This is a genomic window from Pseudomonas sp. ANT_J12 (genome assembly GCF_008370045.1).
In the GTDB taxonomy this organism is placed as follows: Bacteria; Pseudomonadota; Gammaproteobacteria; order Pseudomonadales; family Pseudomonadaceae; genus Aquipseudomonas.
This window is the reverse complement of record NZ_VOBN01000017.1, coordinates 77,809-90,221: the sequence shown is the minus strand read 5'-3', so window position 1 is coordinate 90,221 and position 12,413 is coordinate 77,809. Positions and strand designations below refer to the sequence as shown.

At 61.3% G+C, this 12,413-nt stretch carries 14 protein-coding genes; 6 read left to right on the top strand and 8 right to left on the bottom strand.

The window, feature by feature from the left end; genetic code table 11:
* Positions 1 to 78: 78 nt before the first annotated feature.
* The 6 genes from hemA to FQ192_RS26305 all read left to right on the top strand — a co-directional run bounded on the left by hemA (position 79) and on the right by FQ192_RS26305 (position 5,449).
* Entirely contained in the window at positions 79 to 1,365 is a 1,287-nt protein-coding gene (gene hemA, locus FQ192_RS26330) for a glutamyl-tRNA reductase (RefSeq protein WP_149661144.1), read from the top strand.
* On the top strand, positions 1,362 to 2,444 hold the full coding sequence (prfA, locus tag FQ192_RS26325; RefSeq protein WP_149661143.1) for a peptide chain release factor 1: 1,083 nt from the start codon (positions 1,362 to 1,364) through the stop codon (positions 2,442 to 2,444). Before hemA ends, prfA begins: the two co-directional genes overlap by 4 nt.
* Positions 2,445 to 3,275 carry a peptide chain release factor N(5)-glutamine methyltransferase gene (prmC, locus tag FQ192_RS26320; RefSeq protein ID WP_149661142.1) on the top strand — a complete coding sequence of 277 codons (831 nt, stop codon included), beginning with the start codon at positions 2,445 to 2,447 and terminating at the stop codon, positions 3,273 to 3,275. It abuts the gene before it with no gap.
* Entirely contained in the window at positions 3,269 to 4,024 is a 756-nt protein-coding gene (locus FQ192_RS26315; RefSeq protein WP_149661141.1) for a molybdopterin-synthase adenylyltransferase MoeB, read from the top strand. Before prmC ends, FQ192_RS26315 begins: the two co-directional genes overlap by 7 nt.
* Positions 4,017 to 4,808 (top strand): glutamate racemase, encoded by a 792-nt coding sequence (gene murI / locus FQ192_RS26310; protein WP_149661140.1) that lies wholly within the window; start codon positions 4,017 to 4,019, stop codon positions 4,806 to 4,808. Before FQ192_RS26315 ends, murI begins: the two co-directional genes overlap by 8 nt.
* 122 nt (positions 4,809 to 4,930) lie before the next feature.
* Positions 4,931 to 5,449, top strand: coding sequence for an acyloxyacyl hydrolase (locus FQ192_RS26305; RefSeq protein ID WP_149661139.1), 519 nt, complete (start codon positions 4,931 to 4,933; stop codon positions 5,447 to 5,449).
* A 137-nt stretch (positions 5,450 to 5,586) separates the two neighbouring features.
* Here FQ192_RS26305 and FQ192_RS26300 read toward each other — a convergent pair whose 3' ends face one another.
* Genes FQ192_RS26300 through phrB form a run of 8 tightly spaced genes read right to left on the bottom strand, consistent with a single transcriptional unit; the run spans position 5,587 to position 12,395 of the window.
* Positions 5,587 to 5,892 carry a YkgJ family cysteine cluster protein gene (locus tag FQ192_RS26300; protein WP_149661138.1) on the bottom strand — a complete coding sequence of 102 codons (306 nt, stop codon included), beginning with the start codon at positions 5,890 to 5,892 and terminating at the stop codon, positions 5,587 to 5,589.
* Between the two features lie 53 nt (positions 5,893 to 5,945).
* A complete protein-coding gene (locus tag FQ192_RS26295) occupies positions 5,946 to 6,449 on the bottom strand; it encodes a DUF2878 domain-containing protein (RefSeq protein WP_149661137.1) in 504 nt (167 codons plus the stop codon).
* Positions 6,442 to 7,713, bottom strand: coding sequence for a cyclopropane-fatty-acyl-phospholipid synthase family protein (locus FQ192_RS26290; protein ID WP_149661136.1), 1,272 nt, complete (start codon positions 7,711 to 7,713; stop codon positions 6,442 to 6,444). The genes FQ192_RS26295 and FQ192_RS26290 overlap by 8 nt, the downstream gene beginning before the upstream one ends.
* Complete coding sequence (locus FQ192_RS26285; RefSeq protein ID WP_149661135.1) at positions 7,700 to 8,515, bottom strand: DUF1365 domain-containing protein; 816 nt, start codon at positions 8,513 to 8,515, stop codon at positions 7,700 to 7,702. The genes FQ192_RS26290 and FQ192_RS26285 overlap by 14 nt, the downstream gene beginning before the upstream one ends.
* Positions 8,512 to 9,759 carry an NAD(P)/FAD-dependent oxidoreductase gene (locus tag FQ192_RS26280; RefSeq protein WP_149661134.1) on the bottom strand — a complete coding sequence of 416 codons (1,248 nt, stop codon included), beginning with the start codon at positions 9,757 to 9,759 and terminating at the stop codon, positions 8,512 to 8,514. The genes FQ192_RS26285 and FQ192_RS26280 overlap by 4 nt, the downstream gene beginning before the upstream one ends.
* Entirely contained in the window at positions 9,756 to 10,538 is a 783-nt protein-coding gene (locus FQ192_RS26275) for an SDR family oxidoreductase (protein WP_149661133.1), read from the bottom strand. The genes FQ192_RS26280 and FQ192_RS26275 overlap by 4 nt, the downstream gene beginning before the upstream one ends.
* Positions 10,535 to 10,957, bottom strand: coding sequence for a nuclear transport factor 2 family protein (locus FQ192_RS26270; protein WP_149661132.1), 423 nt, complete (start codon positions 10,955 to 10,957; stop codon positions 10,535 to 10,537). Before FQ192_RS26270 ends, FQ192_RS26275 begins: the two co-directional genes overlap by 4 nt.
* Positions 10,950 to 12,395 (bottom strand): deoxyribodipyrimidine photo-lyase, encoded by a 1,446-nt coding sequence (gene phrB, locus FQ192_RS26265; RefSeq protein ID WP_149661131.1) that lies wholly within the window; start codon positions 12,393 to 12,395, stop codon positions 10,950 to 10,952. The genes FQ192_RS26270 and phrB overlap by 8 nt, the downstream gene beginning before the upstream one ends.
* Positions 12,396 to 12,413 lie beyond the last annotated feature (18 nt).

Below are 12,413 nucleotides of genomic sequence, written 5' to 3'. Positions count from 1 at the left end.
ACAATAGTCGGCGGTAGTTGTTCTGTCAGTGTCGAAGTAGGACAATTGCCGGCTTCACGTCACTATCAGCGACCTTGAATGGCCTTTCTTGCACTCGGTATTAACCACAAGACTGCTTCAGTAGACGTCCGCGAGCGCGTGGCCTTTACCCCTGAGCAGTTGGTGGAGGCCTTGCAACAGCTCTGCCGACTCACCGACAGCCGCGAAGCTGCGATCCTTTCCACCTGCAATCGCAGTGAGCTTTATATAGAGCAGGACCACCTTTCGGCGGACATCATCCTGCGCTGGCTGGCCGATTATCACCATTTGAGCCTCGATGAGCTGCGCGCGAGCGCTTATGTGCACGAAGATGATGCGGCAGTTCGTCACATGATGCGGGTCGCCTCCGGACTCGATTCCCTGGTGTTGGGCGAACCGCAGATTCTTGGCCAGATGAAATCGGCCTACGCCGTGGCGCGTGAGGCGGGCACCATCGGTCCGCTGCTCGGCAGGCTGTTCCAGGCGACGTTCAACGCCGCCAAGCAAGTGCGCACCGACACCGCCATCGGTGAAAACCCGGTGTCCGTGGCGTTTGCCGCGGTCAGCCTGGCCAAGCAGATTTTCAGCGACTTGCAACGCAGCCAGGCCTTGCTGATCGGCGCCGGCGAGACCATCACCCTGGTCGCCCGCCATCTGCACGAATTGGGCGTGAAGCGCATCGTCGTCGCCAACCGCACGCTGGAACGCGCGAGCATCCTCGCCGAACAGTTCGGCGCCCACGCGGTGTTGCTGTCGGACATCCCGGCCGAGCTGGTGCGCAGCGACATCGTCATCAGCTCCACCGCCAGCCAATTGCCGATCCTGGGTAAAGGCGCGGTGGAAAGTGCCCTGAAGCTGCGCAAGCACAAGCCGATCTTCATGGTGGACATCGCCGTCCCCCGGGACATCGAGCCTGAAGTCGGCGAGCTGGACGACGTCTACCTGTATAGCGTCGACGATCTGCACGAAGTGGTCGCCGAAAACCTCAAGAGCCGCCAAGGCGCTGCCCAGGCGGCGGAAGAGATGGTGGCGATCGGCGCCGACGACTTCATGGTGCGCCTGCGCGAACTGGCGGCGGTGGATGTGCTCAAGGCCTATCGTCAGCAAAGCGAGCGCATGCGTGACGAAGAATTGCAAAAGGCCCAGCGCATGCTGGCCAACGGCAGCAGCGCCGAAGACGTGTTGGTGCAACTGGCGCGCGGCCTGACTAATAAATTGCTGCACGCCCCCAGCGTGCAGTTGAAAAAGTTGACTGCCGAAGGCCGCCTCGATGCGCTGGCCATGGCCCAGGAACTCTTTGCCCTCGGTGAGGGCTCGTCGGATAGCTCGGATAAAAGACCGCAATGAAAGCGTCACTGCTCAATAAGCTGGACATCCTCCAGGACCGTTTCGAGGAATTGACCGCTCTGCTTGGCGATGGCGAAGTCATTTCCGACCAGACCAAATTCCGCGCCTATTCCAAGGAATACGCGGAAGTCGAACCGATTGTCGAAACCTATAAACAGCTGCTCAAAGTGCAAGGCGACCTCGAAGGCGCCCAGGCACTGCTCAAGGACAGCGACCCGGACATGCGCGAAATGGCCGTGGAAGAAGTGCGCGAAGCCAAAGAGCAACTGATCGAAATCGAAGGCCGGCTGCAACGCATGTTGCTGCCCAAGGACCCGAACGACGGGCGCAACGTGTTCCTCGAAATCCGCGCCGGCACCGGCGGCGACGAGGCGGCGATTTTCTCCGGCGACCTGTTCCGCATGTACTCGCGGTACGCCGAGCGGCGTGGCTGGCGGGTGGAGATCCTCTCGGAGAACATCGGCGAGCACGGCGGCTTCAAGGAAGTCATCGCCCGGGTCGAAGGCGACAGCGTCTACGGCAAGCTGAAATTCGAATCCGGCGCCCACCGCGTGCAACGGGTGCCGGCCACCGAATCCCAGGGCCGCATCCACACCTCGGCCTGCACCGTGGCCGTGTTGCCCGAGCCGGACGAGCAGGAAGCGATCGAGATCAACCCGTCCGACCTGCGCATCGACACTTACAAGTCGTCCGGGGCCGGCGGCCAGCACGTCAACAAGACCGACTCGGCGATTCGCATCACGCACTTGCCCACCGGTATTGTCGTGGAGTGCCAGGAAGAACGTTCCCAGCACAAGAACCGCGCCCGGGCGATGTCCTGGCTGTCGGCCAAGCTCAACGACCAGCAGACCACCGCCGCGGCGAATGCCATCGCCAGCGAGCGTAAACTGCTGGTGGGGTCGGGTGATCGCTCCGAGCGCATCCGCACCTACAACTTTGCCCAGGGCCGGGTCACCGACCACCGGGTCAACCTGACGCTGTATTCCCTCGACGAAATCCTCGCCGGTGGCGTCGATGCAGTGATCGAGCCGTTGTTGGCCGAATACCAGGCCGACCAATTGGCGGCGATAGGTGAATAAATGACGATCATTGCCAGTTTATTGCGTGCAGCAGACCTACCCGACTCGCCGACGGCGCGCCTGGATGCCGAACTGTTGCTGGCGGCGGCGTTGGGCAAGTCCCGCAGCTTCCTGCACACCTGGCCCGAGCGCATCGTGCCGAGCGAAGCGGCGCTGACCTTTGCCAGCTATTTGCAGCGCCGTCGTGGCGGTGAGCCGGTGGCGTACATCCTCGGCCAGCAGGGTTTCTGGAAGCTTGACCTGGAAGTCGCGCCACACACGCTGATCCCGCGCCCGGACACCGAATTGCTGGTGGAAACCGCGCTGGACCTGTTGCCCGCGACTCCGGCCAAGGTCCTCGACCTCGGCACCGGCAGCGGCGCCATTGCGTTGGCCCTGGCCAGCGAACGGCCAGCGTGGCACGTCACCGCCGTGGATCGCGTGATCGAAGCCGTGGCATTGGCCGAGCGCAATCGCCAGCGTCTGCACCTGAACAACGCCACGGTGCTGAGCAGCCATTGGTTCAGCGCTCTGGAAGGCCAGCGTTTTCAACTGATCATCAGCAACCCGCCGTACATTGCCTCGGCCGATCCGCATCTGGTGGAAGGCGATGTGCGTTTCGAGCCGGCCAGTGCTCTGGTCGCCGGTGTCGACGGGCTCGACGATCTGCGTTTGATCGTCGCCCAGTCCCCGGACTACCTCGACGCCGGCGGCTGGTTGATGCTTGAACACGGTTACGACCAAGCCGACGCGGTGCGCGATTTGCTGCTGACCCGCGGTTTTGAACACGTCCACAGCCGCACCGATCTGGGCGGTCATGAACGCATCAGCCTGGGGCGCCTGCCGTGCTGAATGATCAGGAGTTGTTGCGCTACAGCCGACAGATTTTGTTGCAACACGTCGACATCGACGGCCAATTACGGCTGAAACAAAGCCGTGTGCTGATCGTCGGCCTCGGCGGCCTTGGCTCGCCGGTGGCGTTGTACCTGGCGGCGGCCGGTGTCGGTGAGTTGCATCTGGCGGACTTCGACACGGTCGACCTGACCAACCTGCAACGCCAGATCATTCACGACACCGACAGCGTCGGCGTGAGCAAGGTCGATTCGGCGATTCGCCGATTGAGCGCAATCAATCCCGAGATTCATCTGGTCGCCCATCGTGCGGCGCTGGATGAAGATTCCCTGGCCGCAGCGGTTGCTGCAGTGGATCTGGTGCTGGACTGTTCCGACAATTTCTCCACCCGCGAGGCGGTCAACGCTGCGTGTGTGGCTGCGCGCAAACCCTTGGTCAGCGGCGCGGCAATTCGCCTGGAAGGGCAGTTGTCGGTGTTTGATCCGCGACGTGCTGAAAGTCCGTGCTACCACTGTTTATACGGGCACGGCAGCGAAGCCGAATTGACGTGCAGCGAAGCCGGGGTGATCGGCCCGCTGGTGGGCCTGGTCGGTAGCTTGCAAGCCCTCGAAGCCCTGAAGTTGCTGGCCGGTTTCGGCGAGCCGCTGGTAGGGCGCTTGTTGTTGATCGACGCCTTGGGCACGCGCTTTCGCGAGTTGCGGGTCAAGCGTGATCCGGGTTGCAGCGTCTGTGGTACGGCCCATGCGTGAAGCGCCGATTGGCGTGTTCGACTCCGGCGTCGGTGGGCTTTCGGTGCTGGCCGAGATCCAGCGTTTGCTGCCCAACGAGTCGCTGCTGTACGTCGCCGATTGCGGGAATATCCCCTACGGCGAGAAAACCCCGGAATTCATCCAGCAACGCTGCAGCGCCATCGCCGGTTTTTTCCAGCAGCAGGGCGCCAAGGCGTTGGTGCTGGCTTGCAACACGGCCACCGTCGCTGGCGTGGCCAATCTGCGTCGCGATTATCCCGATTGGCCCATTGTCGGTATGGAGCCGGCGGTTAAACCCGCCGCCGCGGCCACCCGCAGTGGCGTGGTCGGCGTCCTCGCCACCACCGGCACCTTGCAGAGTGCCAAGTTTGCGGCGTTGCTCGACCGCTTTGCCACGGATGTGCGGGTGATCACCCAGCCTTGTCCCGGGCTGGTGGAGCTGATTGAAAGCGGCGATTTGCACAGCGCGACCCTGCGCCAACTGCTCCAGGGCTACGTCGAACCGCTGCTGGCGGCAGGCGCCGACACGATAATCCTAGGCTGCACGCATTACCCCTTTCTAAAGCCGATGCTTAGGCAGATGATCCCAGAGACTATCAGCCTGATCGACACGGGCGCCGCGGTGGCGCGGCAACTGCAACGTCTGTTGGCCGAGCGCGAATTGCTCGCTGAGGGACCCGTTCGCGCCGCGCAATTCTGGACGAGTGCCGATCCGGAACATTTCAGAAATATCCTGCCGGTATTGTGGAATTCGGCTGGCATTGTGCAAAGCTTCAAGGACTAGAAAAAAAGCCGGGGCATGCGAGTAATTGGGGTGAACTTCTGATTAAGCGTCGACTTCTATAGCTCTGTCTGTGAGCAACAAAAAAGAAACCATACGAAATCGTTCGGAAAAGGATGTTTCTAATGAAGCGACTATTCTGTTTGGCCGCGATTGCGGCCGCGTTGATGGGGCAAAGTTTGACCGCACAGGCGGCGGGCGTGGAGTTCGGGGTCGGTCAGACCAGCGATTCGACCATGACCTACCGGTTGGGCATGCAATTGGACTGGGACAAGAGCTGGCTGCAAAGTGACGTCGGTCGAGTGACTGGTTACTGGAGTGGCGCTTATACCTATTGGGACGGCGACAAGACCTCCAGCACCAGCAGCGTTTCCTTCGCGCCTGTATTTGTCTACGAGTTTGCCGGGCAAACCGTCAAGCCGTATGTGGAGGCGGGGATCGGTGTCGCGTTGTTCTCCAATACCCGGCTGGAAGACAACAACATTGGCCAGGCCTTTCAATTCGAAGACCGTTTCGGCTTCGGCCTGCGCTTTGCCGGCGGACATGAAGTCGGGATTCGGGCGACGCACTATTCCAATGCCGGTCTGAACAGCAACAACGACGGTGTGGAAAGCTACTCGCTGCACTACACGATGCCGTTGTAAGGTCAAAAGCTTCGCGGGCAAGTCGGATCGCCGCCCGCTCGCTCCTACAGGTTTTGCGTCGTTCGCGATATTGCGTATGACACGAACCTGTAGGAGCGAGGCTTGCCCGCGAAGGCGTAATTTCAGTCGATGCAGTTTTACCGGTAAACCGACACAATCCCCTGCCGCTCTTCCATGCACTCCGGCGACCCCGTCTCGAACTCGCGACAAATCAGCGGGCGTTTTTCGTAGATGGTGCACATCATCGTGTTGCGATCCAGCGCCGCGCACCAGCCGTCATCCAGACGCAACATGACTTCCCCGCCCCAGTCATCGGTATCGATAAAACGTTCGGGCACGCCGGTTTCGGTGATCAGCATGACTTCGAGCTGGCAGCAGCAGGCCGAGCACGTCGAGCAAGTGACCGCCGGTTCGGCGATTTGCGTGTGGGGGATGGTTTTCATGGGGCGCAGTGTAAGGCAGTGGGCCGTCGCTGTGTGAAAGGCCTGACGGACGCTCAGTCGCGGTCTTCCGCCGCCAGCCGCTGGGCCATGAAGTGCAGCGTCGGAAACAGCAGCGCCCAGAGCAGTCCGATGCCCAGCAGCGTGGGCAGTTGGCCGTAGGGAAACTGCACCCCCGCCAGTTGGCTGCCCGCGTAATACGACAACGGTCCGCCGACCGCGCCCAACACGCTGGCCAGCCACCACGGATTGGCGCTCCACAGCAGGCAGTGGCGCAAGGTGGTCGCCAGCAGCGCCCACAACAGCATCAGCCACAGCGGAATCAATGGTGCGACGTCGGTGAAATCGAACACGCCCAGCCAGCGCAATGAACTGTCTACCGTGGTGCCCAATAACACCACGCTGAGGATCAATCGGCCTTCATCGCCCCAACGACTTATCCACAGCAGATGAATCACCAGTACCGCCAATGCCACCAACAGCCACAGACTGTTGCCGCCCACCACGCAGGCGAACCAGCCGAGTTGAAACAGCGCGGCATTGGCCAGACGTTCAAGCATCGAATCGGCCGAGCAGGGGCGCCGGCATCGCAGCCGGTTTGGCCAGCAGCAATTGTGCGGTGCCGATGGTGCGCTCCAGGAAGCCGCCCTCGCAGTAGCACAGGTAAAACTCCCATAACCGCAGGAACGCATCGTCGTAGCCCAATTCGCTCAAGCGGCCGTGGGCGTGGCGAAAATTCTCATGCCACAGGCGCAGGGTCCGGGCGTAGTGCAGGCCGAAGTCCTCCATGTGCAGCAGGTTCATGTCGGTATCGCGACTGACGATCTCCAGCATCTTCTGCACGCAGGGCAACGCACCGCCGGGGAAGATGTAGCGCTGGATAAAGTCGACGCTGTTCCTGGCCTGTTCGTAGCGCTGCTCGCGGATGGTGATCGCCTGCAACAGCATCAAGCCGTTGCTCTTGAGCAGGTGCGCGCATTGCTTGAAATAGGTCGGCAGGAAGCGATGGCCGACGGCTTCGATCATCTCGATGGAAACCAGTTTGTCGTACTGACCGGTGAGGTCGCGGTAATCCGACAGCAGCAAAGTGACCTGGTCTTGCAAACCCAGGGCTTCGATCCGTTGTGCGGTGAAGGCGTACTGTTCTTTTGACAGTGTGGTGGTGGTGACTTTGCAGCCGTAATGCTGCGCGGCGTAGAGCGCCATGCTGCCCCAACCGGTGCCGATTTCCAGCAAGTGATCGCTCGGCTTGAGGTCGAGTTTCTGACAAATCCGTTCGAGCTTGTTTAACTGCGCCTGTTCCAGGGTGTCATCGGGGCTGAGGAATTGCGCCGCCGAATACATCATCGTCGGGTCGAGAAACTGTTCGAACAGGTCGTTGCCCAGGTCGTAATGCGCCGCGATATTTTTCTGCGAACCCTTGCGCGTATTGCGATTGAGCCAGTGCAGGCCCTGCACGAAAGGTCGGCCGAGTTTGGCCAGGCCACCTTCCAGTGCATCCAGCACCTCAAGATTGCTGACGAACACCCGGACCACCGCCGTCAGGTCCGGCGAGGTCCAGTAACCGTGGATGAACGCTTCACCGGCACCAATCGAACCGTTGCTCGCCACCAGCCCCCAGACCGCCGCATCCAGGACATGAATCTCGCCCAGCAGATGGCCGCCGGGCGTGCCGAAGACGTGCCGTTCGCCGTCCTCGATCACCACCAATTGCCCGTGCTTAAGGTGCGCCAGTTGCCGCAGGACACCGCGACGCAGCAGCGAGCCGGACCAGCCGTTGGTGCTGAGCAGGTTGGCTTTGGCCGTAACGCTAGAGGATTTCATGGCGGCGATCCTGTGGGATATCGATGGCGGTCTGGACGCTGCCATCGGCAGCCTGATGAGCAAAAATCGGTGTACGTTTGAGCAACAGGCGCACGGCCTGCCAATAGATCGCCAGGCAGGTTTTCGCGGTCATCCACGGAAAGCGCCGCAAGTAACGGTGCAGGCTGTAGCGGTCCAGCGATTCACGTTGCAGGTTGAGCGTGGCGTCGAACAGTTTCAGTTCGCCTTGCCAGTCCGCCATGTGCACGCCGAGCTTTTGCGCGGCAGGGCTGAAGCTCATGCGGTATTCCAGATCCCGCGGCAGAAACGGCGAGACATGAAACGCCTTGGCCACGGCGAAATGCTGATGCTGACTCTGTAGCCCTTCGACGGCTCGGGCCGGCAGCACGTAGTGATAACGCTCGCGCCACGGGGTGTTGGTGACTTCGCAGAGAATCGCCGCCAGTTGGCCATCGGCTTCGTGGCAATAGAAAAAACTCACCGGGTTGAACGCCAGGCCCCAACTGCGGGGCTGGGTCAGCAGGCAGATCGCGCCTTGGGGCTCATGGCCGAGCACCTGGCCGACCTGCTGGCGTACCGCGTCGATCAAACGCTGGCCGGTGCCGGTGAAGGCTTTCAGGTAGTCGCTTTCGCGGAACGAAAAAGGCGCGAAGCGGCTATCGCCCGACAACGGCGACAAACCGAGCACGGCCTCCTGTTCGTCGAGGTCCAGGTACAGCAGGCCGATCCGATAGCGGAATTGATGGGCTCTTGGAGCAAACCGCCGATGGGCGATCCAGCCGCTGTAGAGGGCGCTGTTCACAAGGTTTCACCCAACGATCGGGCCACGCGCAAGGCACTGACCACCCCGTCTTCGTGAAAGCCGTTGGCCCAGTAGGCGCCGCAATAATACGTGTGCTGCGCGCCGTTCAACTCTTCCCAGCGTCCTTGCGCGGCCACGGCCTTGAGGCTGAATTGCGGGTGGGCATAGGTGTATTTGGCGAGCACCTTGAACGGGCTGATGCCGGCGCTCTGGTTGAGGCTGACGCAGAACGTGGTGTCGCTCTGGATCCCTTGCAGGATGTTCATGTCATAGGTGACGGTGGCTCGCGTGTGCCCGGCGGCCCCGAGCCGGTAATTCCAACTGGCCCAGGCGAGCTTTTGCTTGGGCAGCAGGTGTGTATCGGTGTGCAGCACGATTTCGTTGTCGGCGTAGGGCAGGGCGCCGAGGATCGACTGTTCGGCAGCGCTCGGCTCGGCCAGCAGTTGCAACGCCTGATCGCTGTGGCAGGCGAACACCACTTTGTCGAAGCGCTCGCTGCCGGCGGGGCTGTGGATAACCACACCGTCGGCCTCGCGTTCGACGCGGGTCACTGGGCAGTTGAGGCGAATTTTGTCTTTAAAGGAGGCGGTCAGCGGCGCGATGTAGGCGCTGGAACCCCCCTCGATCACGCACCATTGCGGACGATTGCCGACGGACAACAAACCGTGGTGCTTGAAGAACCGCACAAAGAACTGCAACGGGAAACCGAGCATGTCGGCCATGGACATCGACCAGATCGCCGCGCCCATCGGCACGATGTAATGCAGGATAAAGCGCTCGCCGTAGCCGCCGGCCTTCAAGTACTGATCGAGGGTGGTGTCGGCGGCGATCCGGTGTTCGTCGAGATCGCGCAGGGCCTCTTTGTTGAAGCGCAGGATGTCGCGCAACATGCCCCAGAACCCCGGCGACAGCAGGTTGCGCCGCTGAGCGAACAGGCTGTTGAAGTTATTGCCGTTGTACTCAAGACCCGAATCCGGGTCGGTGACCGAGAAACTCATCTCGGTGGGTTTGAACCCCACGCCGAGTTGCCCCAGCAGGCGGATGAAGTTTGGGTAGGTCCAGTCGTTGAACACAATGAACCCGGTGTCCACGGCGTAACGCTGGCCGTCGACGGTCACCTCGATCGTGTGGGTATGCCCACCGATCCAGTCGCCGGCTTCGAACAGGGTGATCTCGTGGCTGCGATTGAGCAGGTAGGCGCTGGTCAGGCCCGAGATACCGCTGCCGATAATGGCGATGTTCACGGCTGATCCTTGATCGGCGGGTTGCTGCGTACCATGCGCTTGCCGATCGCCAGTTTCACCCGCGCCGGCATTTTCGACAGGGGCCACAGGGCCGCCATGAACAACGCCGGGAAGGCAATTTCCAGTGGCCGATTCTTGAGCTTGGCGAAGATATGCCGCGCCGCTTTATCCACAGGCCAGCTGAGCGGCATCGGAAAGTCGTTCTTCTCGGTCAGCGGCGTGTCGACAAACCCTGGGCTGACCACGGTGACTTCAATACCTTCTGGTGCCAGGTCGATGCGCAAGGATTCGAACAGATAACGCAACCCGGCCTTCGAGGCGCCATAGGCTTCGGCCCGTGGCAAGGGCAGGTAGGTCACCGAACTGGCAACGCCCACCAGATGCGGCGCGGTGCCCTTGCGCAGCAACGGCAAGGCGGCTTCGATGCAATAGCTGCTGGCGAGCAGATTGGTGCGCACCACATGCTCGACAATCGACGCATCGAATTGCTTGGCATCCACGTATTCGCAGGTGCCGGCGTTGAGGATCACCGTGTCCAGCGAGCCCCAGTCCTCGGCGATCCGTTCGCCGATTTCGCGCACGGTCTGGCTGTTGGTCAGGTCCCCGGCGACCACCAGCACTTGCCCTGGATAACGCTGGGACAGGATTTTCAGTGGCACCAGCGAGCGCGAACTGACCGCCAGGTGCGCCCCGGTTTTCAATATTTCTTCGGCCAGCGCGGCACCAATACCGCTGCTGGCTCCCGTTAACCAGTATCGACGTGGAGTTGTAAAGCTCATCCCATTCTCCTTTTCAGCCAGGCAATCGCCCGGCCCAATACGGGTAAATGTTCATAAAGCAGTGCCCCGGCATCGAAATAATCCCGATGGCGATAAACCTTGTCGCGCCACAGCAGATGCGAGCAGCCATCGACCCGAATCACTCGGCCACCGGCCAGGCGCGGATGGCGGTAGCTCATGACCCAGCGCAAGTAACCTTCGCCTTCGCTGATCTGGTCGAAGCCGTGAAAGTCGAAATGCAGTTCGCTGACATTGGCGTAGAGCTCTTCAAAGTAACTGCGCAGTTGCACCAGGCCCTGCACTTCGTGCAGCGGATCGGTGAATTGCACGTCGTGGGTGTAGAGCTGATTGAGGCGTTGCAGGTTGTCCTTGTCCAGGTCCGCAAATTGCCGGGCAAAGCGCTGCAAGAATTCACTCATAGCCACCTCCAGCCGCCTGCCGCGACGGCAGGTTCTTGAACGCTGTCAGTGCGCGTTGGCGTGAAGTACTCAGGTTGACGATGGGCGATGGATAATCGGCGACGCCAAACAAACCGCCAACGTTGGCCGGGTTGTGCACTTCTTTTTTATTCAGCCCGGCCAGTTCCGGCAGCCAGTGCTTGATGAACACGCCTTCGGCATCGAATTTTTCCGATTGGCTCAGGGGGTTGAAGATGCGGAAGTAGGGCGCCGAATCGGTGCCAGTGGACGAGCTCCACTGCCAGCCGCCGTTGTTCGCCGCCAGATCGCCGTCGATCAGGTGCTGCATGAAAAAGCGCTCGCCCTCACGCCAGTCGATCAGCAGGTTCTTGGTCAGGAACATCGCCACCACCATGCGCAGGCGATTGTGCATCCAGCCGGTTTCCAGCAGTTGGCGCATGGCCGCGTCGATGATCGGCAGGCCGGTGCGGGCTTCTTTCCACGCGGCCAGTTCATCCGGGGCATCGCGCCAGGCCAGGGCTTCGGTTTCCGGGCGGAAGGCGCGGTGACGCGAGACCCGTGGGTAGCCCACGAGGATGTGTTTATAGAATTCGCGCCACAGCAGTTCGTTGATCCAGGTGACCGCGCCGACCTTGCCGCTTTCGAATTCGCCCTGATTGCTTTGCAGGGCGGTGTGCAGGCATTGGCGGGGGGAAATCACCCCGGCGGCGAGATAGGCCGAAAGTTGACTGGTGCCGGGCTTGGCCGGGAAATCGCGTTCGCTCTTGTAGTAGTCGATTTGTGCATCGGCGAAGGTGTCGAGGCGACGTCGGGCTTCGGCTTCACCGGCGGGCCAGAGCTTGATCAAGCGCTCGGCGGGTGTTGGGAACCCTTCGATGCAGGAAGGGACCTGATCGCTGTCGATGCTCAACGCCGCCTGAATGCCGGGGGCGCTCACAAGTTTGGGGAATGAGTGGCGCAAGCGGTCGTAGCAGACTTTGCGGAACTGGCTGAACACCTGGAAATACGTGCCGGTCTTGGTCAGCACCGTGCCTGGCGTGAACAGCAGTTGATCGAGGTAACTGAAAAAGTCGATGCCCTCGGCCTTCAGAGCCTGGCCCACAGCCTGATCACGGCGGGTTTCGTTGATGCCGTATTCCTCGTTGACGTGCACTGCGTCAACCTTTAACTCCCGACACAAATGGAGCAGCACCTTGGGCGCGTCGTCCCAGTGCGGCGCGCTGCGGATCAGCAGGGGAATATTGAGCTTGCCCAGGGCATCGCGCAGTTCGGCCAGGTTACGCAGCCAGAAATCCACTTTGCACGATGCGTCGTCATGCGCGCGCCACTGCTCCGGGCTCAGCAGGTACACCGCCACACTCGGGCCGCGGGCTGCGGCGGCCGAGAGGGCGGTGTTGTCGTGTAGTCGCAAGTCGCTGCGCAGCCAAATCAATTGCATGGTGGTGTCCGTGCTTAA

Bases quoted from the DNA above. Each gene is read 5' to 3' on its own strand.
- hemA (WP_149661144.1), top strand. From the start codon at position 79: ATGGCCTTTCTTGCACTCGGTATTAACCACAAGACTGCTTCAGTAGAC.
- prfA (WP_149661143.1), top strand. From the start codon at position 1,362: ATGAAAGCGTCACTGCTCAATAAGCTGGACATCCTCCAGGACCGTTTC.
- prmC (WP_149661142.1), top strand. From the start codon at position 2,445: ATGACGATCATTGCCAGTTTATTGCGTGCAGCAGACCTACCCGACTCG.
- murI (WP_149661140.1), top strand. From the start codon at position 4,017: ATGCGTGAAGCGCCGATTGGCGTGTTCGACTCCGGCGTCGGTGGGCTT.
- FQ192_RS26305 (WP_149661139.1), top strand. From the start codon at position 4,931: ATGAAGCGACTATTCTGTTTGGCCGCGATTGCGGCCGCGTTGATGGGG.
- FQ192_RS26300 (WP_149661138.1), bottom strand. From the start codon at position 5,892: ATGAAAACCATCCCCCACACGCAAATCGCCGAACCGGCGGTCACTTGC.
- FQ192_RS26295 (WP_149661137.1), bottom strand. From the start codon at position 6,449: ATGCTTGAACGTCTGGCCAATGCCGCGCTGTTTCAACTCGGCTGGTTC.
- FQ192_RS26290 (WP_149661136.1), bottom strand. From the start codon at position 7,713: ATGAAATCCTCTAGCGTTACGGCCAAAGCCAACCTGCTCAGCACCAAC.
- FQ192_RS26275 (WP_149661133.1), bottom strand. From the start codon at position 10,538: ATGAGCTTTACAACTCCACGTCGATACTGGTTAACGGGAGCCAGCAGC.
- FQ192_RS26270 (WP_149661132.1), bottom strand. From the start codon at position 10,957: ATGAGTGAATTCTTGCAGCGCTTTGCCCGGCAATTTGCGGACCTGGAC.
- phrB (WP_149661131.1), bottom strand. From the start codon at position 12,395: ATGCAATTGATTTGGCTGCGCAGCGACTTGCGACTACACGACAACACC.